Origin of the sequence: Alicyclobacillus acidocaldarius subsp. acidocaldarius DSM 446, assembly GCF_000024285.1 — a bacterium.
Taxonomy (GTDB): Bacteria; Bacillota; Bacilli; order Alicyclobacillales; family Alicyclobacillaceae; genus Alicyclobacillus; species Alicyclobacillus acidocaldarius.
The window spans coordinates 18,655-32,058 of record NC_013205.1 but is presented as its reverse complement, the minus strand read 5'-3'; the positions used below and the strand labels follow the sequence as shown (position 1 = coordinate 32,058).

Sequence of the window (13,404 nt, the reverse complement as noted above, 5' to 3'; positions counted from 1 at the left end):
AGCCACCTCCAAATTGGCTCAGCTCCGCGTGTATCTCCATTGTAACCGCTATCCAGATTGGGTAGCGAACCGCGTAAGGTCGCCAATTTCGTCACCAAACTGGCGCACTTTGCCCCTCATCGCGTCGGCCATTGGCTGTTATACTGGCGGAGAGGTGAATGGATTGTACAAGGCCGTGATTCGCGGCGTGGGCTCCTACCTGCCGGAGACGCGCCTGACCAATGTCGAAATTGAACAGATGGTGGCAACGTCCGACGAGTGGATTCAGACCCGCACAGGCATTGCCGAGCGGCGGATTGCGCGGCCTGACGAGGCCACCTCGGACTTTGCCTACCTCGCAGCCCAGGCGGCGCTCGCCGACGCAAAGCTCCATCCGACGGACATCGATCTGCTCATCGTGGCCACGGAGACCCCGGACTACCTGTTGCCGCCCGTCGCCTGTCAGGTGCAGGCGAGGCTTGGCTGCCGGAACATCGGCGCGTTTGATCTTCACGCCACGTGCGCGGGCTTCTTGTCTGCGCTCCAGGTGGCGGAGCAGTTCGTGAAATCGGGCGTGCACGAGCACGTCCTCATCGTCGGCGCCGACACGCTGTCGCGCTTCACGGATTACACGGATCGCGGCACGTGCATCCTGTTCGCCGACGGCGCCGGCGCGTTTGTCGTCTCGCGCAGCGACGATCGGGCCGCCCGCGGCGTGATCGCCACGACCATCCATTCGGACGGCACCTACTTCCACAACCTGTACATCCCCGGGGGCGGAAGTCGGACGCCCTATGGCGACGGCGCGAAGGCCAAGATTGTGATGGACGGGCGCAAAATCTTCAAGCTGGCCGTGAACGTGATGTCCTCCACGGTCGAAGAGCTGTTGCAGAAGACCGGGCGGCAGAGGGACGAGATCGACTGGCTCATCCCGCACCAGGCCAACCAGCGGATCATCGACGCGGTGGCGGAAAGCCTCGATTTTCCGCAGGAGAAGGTCGTGAGCACCATCCAGAACATCGGCAACAACTCGTCGGCGACGATCCCCATTGCGGTGGACACCGCCATCCGCGACGGGCGCATCCAGCGCGGCGATCTGCTGATGCTGGTGGCGTTCGGCGGCGGCCTGGTGTGGGGCGGCGCGATGGTGGAGTATTGAGGGGGCTCTTGCGGGCGCGCGAGTTGAATATCTTCGCCCGATCGCGCGCCGCGTGGTCCTAAGCCTGCATACAGGCAGTCACGCTCCCTTGGCTCGTTCGTCTTTGGCGTTATACACCGAACGTTTTACAATTGGATGTATTTTTCAATCTGGTAGAAGTAGATTAGGATGACACGGAGCGTACACTCTGCACGATTTTACTTACGGCGCAGTTCAGACAGCCCACGTGCGGGATGCTAGCCTAGTCATCAGCACGGCGGTGCTTTTTACTGAAAACGCGGACCAACCAAATGGACCGTGCACGCTTGGCACAGTCCATCTCGATCGTCGCACAGAATGTGGTCGTGCCGCCTGGGGATTATGCATCAGCGGCCATTCCAGCGGCGTGCTGAGCAACAGAGAGTATCTCGACGTGGACTACAAGACAGGGCCAAGTTACGCACGAGGACTCGAACGCAAAACGGCCAACGGTTCAGGGATGATGACATGGGAAACATATACCTCGATTGGACACTGGCGGGCTACCATCAGTGTCGGATCACGGAGCATTTCTCTCACGCTGACGGTAATTTAAGAAGGAAGCATACCCCCTTGGGGAGAAGGTATTCGCCCCTTGACCATCGCAACTCACCAGGTTGCAGAAGAACTCACGCCTTTCATTTGAACCATATCGACGCGCCGAGGCAGATCCACCGCTCCGTCCTCACTGGATGGGCCTCTACATCTGATTGTTTCTAGGCGAGAGCATCCGCCTCAAGTTTATTTCTGGTCTCTGCTCGCGTCCGGCCTTAAACCCTGCACAATGAAACGAACAGTCATCTCAATTTCCTCATCATCTCGCCAGGGTGCATCGTGAAACAGGATGTGACGCAACACCACATGGCTTAGGATGACTGACACCGTTAGCCGGATCACAGTCCGCGCGGGAATCCGCGCAATCTCCCCTTTTTCCTGAAAGTGTTCAATAATCCCGACTAGGCGCTTCAACACATTCTCGGTGACATATTGCTTGAGTTGCGCCTTCAACTCGGGATGAAAAGGTATTTCTTGAGCTAAAATCCTCAGAACTTGAGCATATTTCTTTGCAAATTGCAAGCGGTTAAACAATACGGCTCGTAGAAAGTCTTCAAACCGTTCGTGTTGGGCAGTAAGAATGGTCTCGAGATCTCGGAGCAAGAACGGTCCGACAAATTCATCGATCACCGGTACCGTGATGGAAAGAAGCAAATCCTTCTTTGTCTTATAGTGTCTGAAGATGGTGCCTTCGGCCACGCCTGCCCGCTGTGCGATCTCGCTCGTGGACGCAGCAGCAAAACCCTTCTCCGCGAACACTTCCACCGCCGCGCGTAAGATGTTCAATTGTCGGTCGGTCACGCGGTCATCCTCGTTTAGACGCACCAACTCGGTCAACCACTGGTCCATTCGCTCGGACATTGGATATTCACCTTTCGATAAATTTCCATCCAGAAAACACTCCGCCACTCCGTCTCGAAGGTGGGAGACGGACGGGTGGGGTACTCCGCCCGTCATCCCGTAGGTCCCGCGGGCCGAGGTGGCGATTGATGTCCACGATAACGCGCGCAATCTCAGCCGATGCGGCGCAAATATGCTACCGCTCTCCTACAAGCACGAGCTCACGGTCGATCTGTTGCACAGCACATAAATATTCTCATACTCGTCTTCGAGTCGTTCCGGTCTCGCGTGACATGCCGTTCGCGGGGATGGGCGAGCGAGACCAAACAGCAATTTGGCGATCACGAGGTGAAGACTGGAAACGAAACTCGAATTGTGGCATACATGCCGCAAGGACAAACTTTCTATATTCCTCACCACGCCACCCGCTAGATGCTGTCTTCTTTTACCTGTCGCCTGCGTACAAAGACCAGCCGCAATCCCATGACCAAGGCAGCCAGTAGAACCGTCAAGCCAAGCCACTTCAGGTCTGCGCTCACGTCCCCGACACCTACATACAGCCAGTTCACCACCCGGGTGACGTGCAACGCTGGCAGAACGCGGACGACGCTCTGGTATCCTTGCGGTAGCATATCAAATGGCAGGGCAATTCCGGATGACAGCATTTGAAAAGGAAACAACAGAGCATACAACCCGATTCCAGGGAGTCTGAGCAGGTAAATGAGCCCTCCCACCAATCCACAACCAGCGCCGAACGAGATGGCAAGGCTACATACCGCGCGAAAGGCGTGAACGACGGGATACACGCCGTACATTTGCGCGACTCCGACGACGGTTGCAGCCGCTGCAAACGATACAATGAGGATATACCCTAACGTTTCGAACCACGCCATGTACCTTCGCCGTGCAGATCCGTCGAAAGGTTTCAGTGCAAACCAAGCAGCTAAAGATGCAAGGATGCTTCCAATGAAAAATGTCACCACCGTGAGGAAGGGAAGAAACTCCGCCACGGCGGGTGCTGATGCTACTACCACTTCGTTTGCACGGACAGGCTGCGTCGGAAACCGCTGAATCTGTTGCATGAGCTTAACCAAGAAGACCTCTCTCTGCGCCGCCGACACTGCCACTTCCTTTGACTGGGAGGTGTTCGCAGGTGCGACATCCACCTGCTTCATGAGCGCGTTATCCAGTTTCCATTTTGCAACTTCCAACACAGCTGCGTTCGTCGCTTGTGTCACCCGTGCCTCAGTCAATTGCATCATACTTTTTACGTTTGGCGACAAGGCGTCCGTCAGTTCAAAATCTAGATGAGCATTGCCACTTGCGAGTTTCTCGTAGAAATCAGATGGAATGCGAATAACCATTTCGACATTTCCAGTCAGTAACTTTTGGCGCGCCGCCCGCTCGTCTAGACCCGTGATGGCCGTGAAAGGCAGGTGTTTAGCCAGCTGTTTCTGCAATGCTACCCCTTGCGACCCAGCCTCATTGACAACTGCGACCTTCAGCTCAGACAAACGCTCCCCTGCACTACGCACAGCTGGAATAAAAGTGAACATGAAGATACATATAACAACTATCGGTGCGAAGAACCCTGCGACCAGCCAACGCCTCGAGGACATCGTTTCGAATCCTCCTACCTTGTGAGAGTGAGTACTCACTCATATTTTATTCCTGAAGTATGAGCCTTCGTCAAGAGACCGTCGTCACGGAGTCGCTCGTTTCCACTCGCCCTTGGGAAAGCCTCTGTGAAAACGCCTCAGGCAGATCATTTCCAATGAACGAGAGTGATGGGATCCTTCCCCCTGTCGACCCAGAGTTCCGACCAAACTCCAGGGTACAGGACAGAGGTGCCGGGGTGGTCAACTTTTTGGTTGTCAATGTGCCCCCACGTGGTCAACTTTTACGTTACAGCGAGGACTTTGCACATCTTCTGAACCGGAAATTCGGAGCGGTGATTGTGGATCCAGGCATACACTACTTCTGGCCATTGGTGAAGATGCGCATGGCTTTTTTAGGATCTCATTCTCCTCTCGCAATTGGCGACTTTCCAGCTCCAGATCGCGCATCGCTTTCGCTTCCGGTCTCAGGTTCCCGCTTCCGACGAATGGGGTTTCAGGATCTTCGCGATACTTGGCGATCCACCCATACAAACTTTTCACGGATATCCCGAGATCGCCTGCGATTTCACTTGCTGGCTTGTGGCCTTCCAAAGCGAGTTGAACAGCATGGAGTTTAAAGTCGTTGTCGTACTTTTGTGTCACGTGGCTCACCTCGAATCGACTTATTCTTACATTCTCGATTCGCCGTGTCCACTGTTTTAACCTAACACCAGAGCCAAAACCCGCAGTGTGACCAGTGCAGGATTTTAACTCTTGCACACTCAGCCCAATAACTTTTGGACACTATTTTCGACATGTCTTGGATAGGCAAATGGTCTGCCGTTCAGCTACTGCGTATTTACTAGTTTCGTCGCCCTTCTATAAGCTCTTTCGTAATGGCCTTTTCAACAAGAGCTTGTGAGCATTTGGCGAGCCGATCGAGGACAGCATCCGCGACCGTGGGATCGGCAAATGTGTCGTACCACGCCTCAATCGGCAGCTGACTTGCAACACATGTCGAATTGAGGGCGTAACGGGGAGCGGCGGGAAGATTCCGACCTGCTCCTCCCAGTTTGTTCATTAAAGCGGCTCAAAACAATATGACTTTGAAATTACGTCCCTTGTGATGCACGGTTCGAAGAGCCCGTGAGCATAGAGGAGTGTAACGATGGCCACACGAGGATACCCTGCGATTTTCGACCCATACGAAGATGGATCCTTCGTCGTATTGTTTCCCGACTTTCCTGGGTGCGTCACGCAGGGCTGCAACCTTGATGACGCCGTAGCCATGGCAGAAGAAGCACTCACACTTCAGCTCTATGGAATTGAACGCGACGGAGAGGATCTACCTGAACCTTCAGATCCCTCGCACGTAACGGTCCCAGAAGAAGTGCAGGGACAATGGTTTGTCATGCTCATCCATCCACGCCCTGAGTTATTCCATCCGTGACATCGCGCACCGTGGGATGTACGCCCGTTCGCCCTGGCGAGATGTCGATCGGACCCCCTCCGCATGCGCGTGCCTCTTCATTCTTTTAGCCACTTTGGAGCACTTGACCATTTTCTGAACACCTTTTACAATATAGCATATCTCCCTGGATGATCTCAACCAAATCGTAGCTTATTTCCACTAAATTCACAATTACACTAGAGGGGAAGTTATGTTCCGAAAAAACGTCTGGAAATCAAGTCTCTTTGCCCTCGGAGGACTTGCCGTGTCCTTTTTCGTCGGGCTCGTGCCGACCGCGGTCGCAGACAGCCGTGTCGGTTTGCACGCCCCGACAGGTCTGATGGCAGCCACGGTCACGCGAGACATCGACGGTGACACCATGCAGGTTCGAATAGGCCCGAAAACGGAAACCGTCCGAATGCTCCTGATCGACACACCAGAGCAAGTCGACCCGAAGACGCCGGTGGAACCTTACGCACGTGAGGCTTCGGCGTACGCGAAGCGGCTGCTCCCCGTGGGCAAACGTGTGTGGCTTCAGGAAGGCCATCCTGGCCATACTCGCGACAAGTACGGCCGGTTACTCGCGTACGTTTGGATAACAAGCACGGACCTGTACAACAGGGATGTCGTCGACCAAGGCCTCGCGCGTGTAGCTTATGTATACGCACCGAACACAGACTACCTCGCGCAGCTCGAAGCAGCACAGAACGACGCCAAGTGGCACCACCGTGGAATCTGGAGCATACCCGGCTATGTGACGTCGCAAGGATTCAACCTCGACGTTGCGCAGAAGTGGCTTCAGGCACACTCGAGTTCCAACCGGAGTTCAAGCGGCGAAGATGAGACAAGCCATGGGGGGTTCCCCGTGTCCAGCTCGAGTGGAGGCAAAAATTCTTCCGTGGGAATCGGGAATGCAGGCTTCCCGCCGCCATCGCAAACGAACTCGAACGCCTCATCACCCGATTGGGGCTCTGCCGTAGGCCCATCCACCTCAGTGAGCCCGGACCCCTCAACTCCTGTAGGTCGAGCACCTGCTTCAGACACTGCAGAGGGTCAGTCGTCGATTACGGTCATCTCATCTGACCTCAACGTCCAGCGCGGCGGATATGCGTCCGTCACCATTCAGACCACGCCAGGCGCTTTGGGCACCATCGAGGTGGACTATAAGACGGGCCCGAGCCACGCCAGTGGTCTCGAGCCAAAGACGGCCGACAGCTCGGGCCGCATCACGTGGGAGTGGCGCGTCGGCTCGTCCACTACAGCAGGACAGTGGCCAGTCACAATTGCGGTAGGCGGGCAGAGCATCACGCTGACCCTATCGGTGAGTTGAGAACGGATCGTTCTTTGTCCTAGGACTGGGGCGTTACATTCTTCTGGATTCTTTTACACCCGATCTCATTGAAATCTCGAAGGGTAGGTGCCATTGATGCGTACAAAAGACTCAACATCCTCGCAGGATCAGTCGAAGGACAAGAAGCGAAGGACAGAGCAAGGGAAAGAAACGAAAACCTTTGCATCCGGGAAGCACTTTGTTCTTAAAACGCGTGACAAAACCAAAGCCACGGTGGACTACATCACAGGCGTTCGATTGTCCCGGACCATGGATGAATTTACAGCAACGTACAGAGACATCGTCGTAGGCCTAGGCGATCACGTCATGGAACACGAAGCATGGATGGAATCGCATGAAGCGAAAAGCAAGCAGATTGAAGAGGCTTTGCAGCAGTATACGGAGAGATCTCGTAGACTGCTACTGGCCGCACTCGCTGCGCTCGCCCTATCGGCTCTATCCTTGACGTCGGAAATTATTACATGGGTGGCAAAATGACACCGCTGGAGCGCCTTCGCGAACGATATCGCTTGCGCATTCAGGAACGCGGCGTGCGGGCTGACGAGATGCTTGACGTGTTGCGCGAAATATACAGCCAAAGAGTGCGGAATCTCATGATGGCCATGATCAGTTCCTGTCTTATTGCGGACTGGGTGTCATCCCAGGCGATGGACCCATCGGTCCTGACCCCGGAAATGACGGAGGCATTTCATCTTCAATATCCTCACCTCACCTTTGACGATCTTCGGCGCATGAGCCCCGCTGAACTGCAGGGCGTCGTCAATGGATGGTCCGGAAAGCTCTTTGAGGTCATGGTGCGCGATATGCTGAACAAAGGAGAATGGGTAGGAGACATCCACCTTCAACCCGGCCAGCACGCGGTATTGGCCGATAGCCCCACGCAGCCAGGATGGGACATTCGTATCGTGAATGCAGACGGCTCAACCGACGAATTGCTGCAACTCAAAGCGACATCGTCTCTCTCGTACGTCAAAGCCGCTATCGAGCAGCACCCTAATATCCACGTCATTGCGACGAGCGACGTGTTCGATCACGGCACGCAGCTTTCGGATGCCCTTCTGGATCATGTAACTAACAGTGGTATCGGAGAAGATATGCTTCGAGAGTTCATCAATGACACTCTTTCAGGAAACGACACGCGTCATCACTTCCTAGAGGCTTTGGAACCCGGCCTTCCGCTGCTCATGATTTTAGCGCAAGAACTGCGCCAGGTTCGAGCAGGAAGTAAGTCCGCAAAGGCCGCCAAAAAAGAGGCATTTACGCGCTTGTTGAAATCTGGATCCATTTCCCTCGTTACGCATGGACTTCATGCCCTTGGGGCCACGACAGGAATTACAGTTCCTGTATCCTTCCTCATGCGCACTGGCATGACACGTATCTCGGTCTTCAATCAGTTGACATACAAGCTAGAAAAACGAACTCAGGAGTTGCAGAAATGGTATCAAATGAGCACTTGGAACAAACCCCCTGAACGTTCGTTTTCATACGGAAGATCCGCTAGCGAACATAATACATAACTTAGAATTCGGGCAACAGTCATCAGCGACTGAACGATAGACTTGAAAAAGCAGGGGAAGTTTAAGTTCTGCCATGGGCGTGTCCGGGCCGCACCAATAACCGCCAATGCGTGTCGACGGCCAGTATCCCACCTTGGTACGCGTCGAACCGAATGCCGCGATCGCCTGGATACGCTTCTCTGTGGTCGACCTTCCACCGTAGAATGGCTTCCGGTATGCCGTCCGGGTAGGAGGAGCATCGCCATTCGTGCGGGATTCCGTCTTGTCTTACGTGTCGACAAAAATAGCACTGTGGCGGCGCTTTGATCACGCCGTGTCCCACCCTTCGTGATCTGCTCCGACAATCTTCCGGCGCAACATGATCGAACGTCGTTGACCATTCACGAACAATCCATCGGGCATCACGTGCTCAAACAGTCACGCGTTGGCCATACCACGCCGCACGGATGAAGTAAAACGGCGAGGGTCTAGAACCCTCGCCGTTACTGACTTTCTGGCGCACCCGGCAGGACTCGAACCTGCGCAAGACGCGGTTTAGGAAACCACCGCTCTATCCTACTGAGCTACGGGTGCACGCGCGAAAATCGCACATACATTATACCCCAACGCCTGGTCTCGCCGCAAAGGGAAATTACAGCCGGGAAACGCTCCGCAAGAAAATGCCCTGGCGTGCCCGGCCTTAGCTTTCATGCCCCTTTCGCGGCGAGCGCGGCGCAATGCCTCACCTCAATCCGCCGCGCCGCGCGGCTCACGTGCTTCCCTCCATCATTCGCTCCGCTGCTCACACCTCAGCGTCCGCAGCCGATTGAGCGCGGCTGCGAGCTCGTACCGGCGTGGGCGGGCGAGATCGCCCGGATGGCCTTGGCGGAGAGAGATGGATCCCAGCCCGTCCCGATCCCACTGCGCCTCCATGGCGTCGAGGATCTCTCGAACCGTGAGCGCCTTCGTCAGCCAGCCCTTCCGCTCCATGTACGAGAGGGCCGCCGCAATGGCGCGCGTCTGGCTGTCGTCGACGAGTTGCTCCAGCGCGTGCAGGGAGATCTCCGTGGCGCCATATTGGATGGCATATCGCCCGCGCGCCGCCACCTTCGCCTTGTGGCCCCGCTGGCTGTTGAGGCTGTCGGGCTGGGGGACGCGCTGGCGGATGGCCCCGAACGCATGCCCACCTTCCGGCTTGCGGGCGGTGGGGATGGCGGCAGCCACGCGTTTGGCCTCCGCGGTCACATCGTGCGGGACGTACGCCTCCATCTTGATGACGCAGTCGGCGATGTCGAAGTAATCACCCAATCCTCCGACGACGAGCACGGTGGAGATGCCGTATTCGTCGAACAGCTGCCTCGCCTTGTCGACGTAGGGCGTGATGGGCTCGCCCGATTTCGCCACCAGCGCCTGCATGCGCGCATCGCGGACGAGGAGGTTCGTCGCGCTCGTGTCCTCGTCGATGAGAAACGCCGTGGCGCCCGCCTCGATCATCTCGACGAGGCTTGCCGCCTGCGAGGTGCTCCCGCTCGCGTCCTCCGTCGAGAAGCGCGTCGTGTCCTTGCCATGCGGAAGCGTGCCGATGAGCGGAGAGATGTCGACCTGGGCCACGCTCCGCCCGTCTTCGGCGCGGATCTTGACCGCGCCCCTGTCGGTGATGACGAACTCGCGCCCGTCGCCCGCGACGTGATCGTACACGCCATGCTCCAGCGCCTCGAGGAGCGTCGTCTTGCCGTGGAAGCCGCCGCCGACGATGAGCGTGATGCCGCGGCGGATGCCCATGCCTCGAAGCGGCTCTTCGCGGTGCGGCACGGGGATGGAGATCTCCAACTCGGGCGGGCTCTGAAACGGCACCGCGCCCCGGCGCAGCGGCTTGTCGCTCACGCCGCTCTCGCGCGGCAGGATGGAGCCGTTGGCGACAAAAGCCACGAGGCCGTGATCGCGCAAATACCGGCGAATGGCCTCCTGCTGATCCGCCAGTTCCACCGCGGGGCGGATCTCCTCCTCGCGCAGGCCGTACACGGCGCGCTCCACGGCTGCGGGAATCTGCTCGAAGAGCATCGCCTCGGCTTCCCGCGCCAACACGCGCCTGCCGACGGCCGGCAGACCGACGGACAGGCAGATGACGATCTCGTCCCGCCCAATCTGCACCGCCGTTCGCTCCAGCACCTTCTGCCCCGGCGCGTCGATGGCGATAAGCCCACTTTTCCCCGTCCCGCGTGCCCGATTCGGCAAGCGGCGCAGCGCCTCGTCCATCCGCCGCGCCAAGAGGTCTTCACACCGGATTCGGCGCCAAGGCGCATCGATCCACGCGTCCCCGACGGCGGTCTTGCCCCGCAGCACAAGAACCCGCACCTTGGACGGATCCGCGAACGGATCGCCCTGGACGTGATCGACGGCGAGGGTGAACGAAGGGAAGGCGTAACGCCCTTCGAGGTCCTGATACGCCTTGTACCCGCGGCCGTCGATGGATTGCAGGTGGCGCCGCAGCGCCTCCATGGGCTGGCGCCTGGTTTCCGAACGCACGCCTCGATCCAACTTGCCGCTACTCCCCCCGTCGCTTCCACATCGATCGGAGTTCCGAAGTGCGCCCCTTCATCTCGACCTCGACGCGGGCCAGGTCGATCACCAATGCCCCCTCGGCGCACGTGAATTCGTTGAGCTTCAGGGCAATGCCGAGCGGCTCAAGCAGGCTCGCGATGTTCAGCCGCAGGCTCTGCCGCAGCACCTCAATGCCCTGCGGCGCATCCTTCATGGCCTCCTGCAGGCTCATCTGCACGATGGCAGGCGGGATGTTCACGAGCTTGCGCGCCGAAATCTCAATTGAAATCTCGCCCTTGTCCGCGCTGCACGTCGGCCTCGCCGCGAAGTCGATGTTCCACATCAGAAACTTGAACTGGCCGTGCACGCCGTCCGGCTGGATGGCGAGAATGCGCAACGGGATGTCCGGTGCGAACTCGGCGATCATCGAATTCAGGTCGTCCGCGGACAGCCGCACGCGGATGTTGGAAATTCGCACCCGACACCCCTCCCCGTCTCAGCCCTTCGCAATCCGCTCGATCCCGCCCATGTACGGCACGAGCGCGCGCGGAATGAGGACCGATCCGTCCTCCTGTTGGTAGTTCTCCAGGATGGCCGCCACCGTGCGCCCAATGGCGAGGCCGGAGCCGTTCAGCGTGTGCACGAACTCCGGTTTGCCCCGCTCCTCCCGCCGGAAGCGCAGGTTGGCGCGCCGCGCCTGGTAGTCTTCGAAGTTCGTGCACGACGAGATCTCGCGGTACCGGTTCTGCGCCGGCAGCCAGACCTCGATGTCGTACTTCTTCGCGTCCTTCGCGCCGAGATCGCCCGTGCAGATCTCAATGCGGCGGTACGGAAGCTGGAGCGCCTCGAGCACAGCCTCCGCTTCGCGCGTCAGCTGCTCGAGGACCTCGTACGACTGCTCCGGAAGGCACAGATTGACGAGCTCCACCTTCTGGAACTGGTGCAGCCGAATCAGCCCGCGCGTATCCTTCCCCGCCGATCCGGCCTCCGAGCGGAAGCAGGCCGAATAGCCCGCGAATTTCACCGGCAGTTGGTCGGCCGACAGGATCTCGTCCCGGTAGTAGTTCGTGAGCGGCACCTCGGCCGTCGGGATGAGGTAGTAGGGCAACCCCTCGATTTTGAACATCTCGTCGCCGAACTTCGGCAGGTTGCCCGTGCCGATGAGGCTCTCCTCGTTCGCGATGAACGCCGGAAACATCTCCGTGTAGCCGTGCCGCTCCACGTGGAAATCGAGCATGAAGTTCGCGAGCGCCCGCTCCAGCCGTGCGCCGAGGCCCTTGTACAGCACGAAGCGGCTGCCGGTGATCTTCACGGCGCGCTCGCTGTCGACGATGTCGAGCGCCTCCGCAATCTCCCAGTGCGGTTTCGGCTCGAAGGAGAACTTCGGAAGATCTCCCCACGTCTTGATGACCGGGTTGTCGTCCTCCGACTCGCCGTCCGGCACCGAGTCGTGCGGCACGTTCGGCAGCGCGAGCAGCAGGTCCCGCACTTGCCGCTCCAACTCGCGAACCTCTTCGTCCAGCGCCTGAATCCGGTCCGACACCTCGCGCATCCGCGCGATGTCCTCGCTCGCGTCCTCCCCCTGCCGCTTCTTGCGCGCGATGGCCTCGGACGTCTGATTGCGCAGCGCTTTGAGGCGCTCCACCTCCGCCAGATGATCCCGCCATCTGGCGTCCGCCTCGAGCAGCCGGTCGATCTCGGCCGGATCGACCTTCTTCCGCTTGAGCTTCGCTTTGAACACGTCGGGTTGTTGCCGAATGGCTCGGATATCTAACATGTCACACCTCGCGCTCGAGTCAATGTGCCACCGGCGCCTGCGCCATGTTCAAGAAGTATTGGTGCAGGCGGTAGTCGTCCGTGAGCTCCGGATGGAACGACGTGGCGAGGAGATTGCCCTGCCGCACAGCCACAATGCGATCCTCGTACGTCGCAAGGACCTCCACGCCTTCGCCCACGGACACGATGTGCGGCGCGCGAATGAACACGGCTGGGAACGGGGGCGCGCCAATGGCCGGGATGTCGATCTCGGCCTCAAACGACTCGCGCTGCCGCCCGAACGAGTTGCGGCGCACGGTCACGTCCATCAGGCCGAGGTGGACGGTGTCCTCTCCCTCGATGCGCTTGGCGAGCACAATCATGCCGGCGCAGGTGCCGTAAATGGGCTTGCCCGCGCGAGCCAATGCGCGGACGGGCTCCAGCATGTCATACTCCCGCATCAGCTTGCCGATGGCCGTCGATTCGCCGCCCGGGATGATCACGCCGTCCGCGCCCTCGAGATCGCGCGCCCACTTGGCCTCGTAGGCCTCCACCCCGAGCGACTTCAAGGCCGCGATGTGCTCCCGAAACGCGCCCTGCACCGCAATCACGGCAATCTTCATGGCCCATCCTCCTCTCTCATGTGCAAGAGCCGGCGGGCC

Annotated in this window: 13 protein-coding genes and 1 tRNA gene; 5 read left to right on the top strand and 9 right to left on the bottom strand. The window is 58.5% G+C overall.

The window, feature by feature from the left end:
• Nucleotides 1–154: 154 nt before the first annotated feature.
• A complete protein-coding gene (locus AACI_RS00140; protein ID WP_245530643.1) occupies nt 155–1,138 on the top strand; it encodes a beta-ketoacyl-ACP synthase III in 984 nt (327 codons plus the stop codon).
• A 759-nt stretch (nt 1,139–1,897) separates the two neighbouring features.
• Here the strand turns inward: AACI_RS00140 and AACI_RS00135 are convergent.
• The 4 genes from AACI_RS00135 to AACI_RS17165 form a co-directional block, all read right to left on the bottom strand.
• Entirely contained in the window at nt 1,898–2,572 is a 675-nt protein-coding gene (locus tag AACI_RS00135) for a TetR/AcrR family transcriptional regulator (RefSeq protein WP_012809481.1), read from the bottom strand.
• A gap of 407 nt (nt 2,573–2,979) precedes the next feature.
• The gene (locus AACI_RS00130) at nt 2,980–4,170 is read right to left on the bottom strand and encodes an ABC transporter permease (RefSeq protein ID WP_012809480.1); all 1,191 of its coding nucleotides are present in this window, start codon (nt 4,168–4,170) and stop codon (nt 2,980–2,982) included.
• 255 nt (nt 4,171–4,425) lie between these two features.
• Nucleotides 4,426–4,812: a transposase gene (locus AACI_RS16250; RefSeq protein WP_169304835.1), complete on the bottom strand. Its 387-nt coding sequence runs from the start codon at nt 4,810–4,812 to the stop codon at nt 4,426–4,428.
• Between the two features lie 199 nt (nt 4,813–5,011).
• On the bottom strand, nt 5,012–5,230 hold the full coding sequence (locus AACI_RS17165) for an ATP-binding protein (RefSeq protein WP_081442591.1): 219 nt from the start codon (nt 5,228–5,230) through the stop codon (nt 5,012–5,014).
• Between the two features lie 87 nt (nt 5,231–5,317).
• Here AACI_RS17165 and AACI_RS00120 point away from each other — a divergent pair, with 87 nt between their 5' ends.
• The 4 genes from AACI_RS00120 to AACI_RS15525 all read left to right on the top strand — a co-directional run bounded on the left by AACI_RS00120 (nt 5,318) and on the right by AACI_RS15525 (nt 8,467).
• On the top strand, nt 5,318–5,599 hold the full coding sequence (locus tag AACI_RS00120; protein ID WP_012809479.1) for a type II toxin-antitoxin system HicB family antitoxin: 282 nt from the start codon (nt 5,318–5,320) through the stop codon (nt 5,597–5,599).
• 265 nt (nt 5,600–5,864) lie between these two features.
• Nucleotides 5,865–6,929 carry a thermonuclease family protein gene (locus tag AACI_RS15530; protein ID WP_169304834.1) on the top strand — a complete coding sequence of 355 codons (1,065 nt, stop codon included), beginning with the start codon at nt 5,865–5,867 and terminating at the stop codon, nt 6,927–6,929.
• 96 nt (nt 6,930–7,025) lie between these two features.
• Complete coding sequence (locus AACI_RS00110; RefSeq protein ID WP_148213704.1) at nt 7,026–7,427, top strand: hypothetical protein; 402 nt, start codon at nt 7,026–7,028, stop codon at nt 7,425–7,427.
• Nucleotides 7,412–8,467: a hypothetical protein gene (locus AACI_RS15525; RefSeq protein WP_148213703.1), complete on the top strand. Its 1,056-nt coding sequence runs from the start codon at nt 7,412–7,414 to the stop codon at nt 8,465–8,467. The genes AACI_RS00110 and AACI_RS15525 overlap by 16 nt, the downstream gene beginning before the upstream one ends.
• 494 nt (nt 8,468–8,961) lie before the next feature.
• Here the strand turns inward: AACI_RS15525 and AACI_RS00100 are convergent.
• The 5 genes from AACI_RS00100 to pdxT all read right to left on the bottom strand — a co-directional run bounded on the left by AACI_RS00100 (nt 8,962) and on the right by pdxT (nt 13,365).
• Nucleotides 8,962–9,040: transfer RNA gene (locus AACI_RS00100), tRNA-Arg, on the bottom strand.
• Nucleotides 9,041–9,232: 192 nt separating this feature from the next.
• Nucleotides 9,233–10,945 carry an ABC-ATPase domain-containing protein gene (locus AACI_RS00095; protein ID WP_012809476.1) on the bottom strand — a complete coding sequence of 571 codons (1,713 nt, stop codon included), beginning with the start codon at nt 10,943–10,945 and terminating at the stop codon, nt 9,233–9,235.
• Between the two features lie 46 nt (nt 10,946–10,991).
• Nucleotides 10,992–11,465, bottom strand: a complete 474-nt coding sequence (locus AACI_RS00090; protein ID WP_012809475.1) for a hypothetical protein — start codon at nt 11,463–11,465, stop codon at nt 10,992–10,994.
• Nucleotides 11,466–11,483: 18 nt separating this feature from the next.
• Nucleotides 11,484–12,764, bottom strand: a complete 1,281-nt coding sequence (serS, locus tag AACI_RS00085; protein WP_012809474.1) for a serine--tRNA ligase — start codon at nt 12,762–12,764, stop codon at nt 11,484–11,486.
• A gap of 19 nt (nt 12,765–12,783) precedes the next feature.
• The gene (gene pdxT, locus AACI_RS00080; RefSeq protein ID WP_008340766.1) at nt 12,784–13,365 is read right to left on the bottom strand and encodes a pyridoxal 5'-phosphate synthase glutaminase subunit PdxT; all 582 of its coding nucleotides are present in this window, start codon (nt 13,363–13,365) and stop codon (nt 12,784–12,786) included.
• Between the last annotated feature and the right edge of the window lie 39 nt (nt 13,366–13,404).

Coding starts and splice junctions, on each gene's coding strand:
- AACI_RS15525 (WP_148213703.1), top strand. CDS start 7,412: ATGGGTGGCAAAATGACACCGCTGGAGCGCCTTCGCGAACGATATCGC.
- pdxT (WP_008340766.1), bottom strand. CDS start 13,365: ATGAAGATTGCCGTGATTGCGGTGCAGGGCGCGTTTCGGGAGCACATC.
- AACI_RS00110 (WP_148213704.1), top strand. CDS start 7,026: ATGCGTACAAAAGACTCAACATCCTCGCAGGATCAGTCGAAGGACAAG.
- AACI_RS17165 (WP_081442591.1), bottom strand. CDS start 5,230: ATGAACAAACTGGGAGGAGCAGGTCGGAATCTTCCCGCCGCTCCCCGT.
- serS (WP_012809474.1), bottom strand. CDS start 12,764: ATGTTAGATATCCGAGCCATTCGGCAACAACCCGACGTGTTCAAAGCG.
- AACI_RS00095 (WP_012809476.1), bottom strand. CDS start 10,945: ATGGAGGCGCTGCGGCGCCACCTGCAATCCATCGACGGCCGCGGGTAC.
- AACI_RS00130 (WP_012809480.1), bottom strand. CDS start 4,170: ATGTCCTCGAGGCGTTGGCTGGTCGCAGGGTTCTTCGCACCGATAGTT.
- AACI_RS00120 (WP_012809479.1), top strand. CDS start 5,318: ATGGCCACACGAGGATACCCTGCGATTTTCGACCCATACGAAGATGGA.
- AACI_RS00135 (WP_012809481.1), bottom strand. CDS start 2,572: ATGTCCGAGCGAATGGACCAGTGGTTGACCGAGTTGGTGCGTCTAAAC.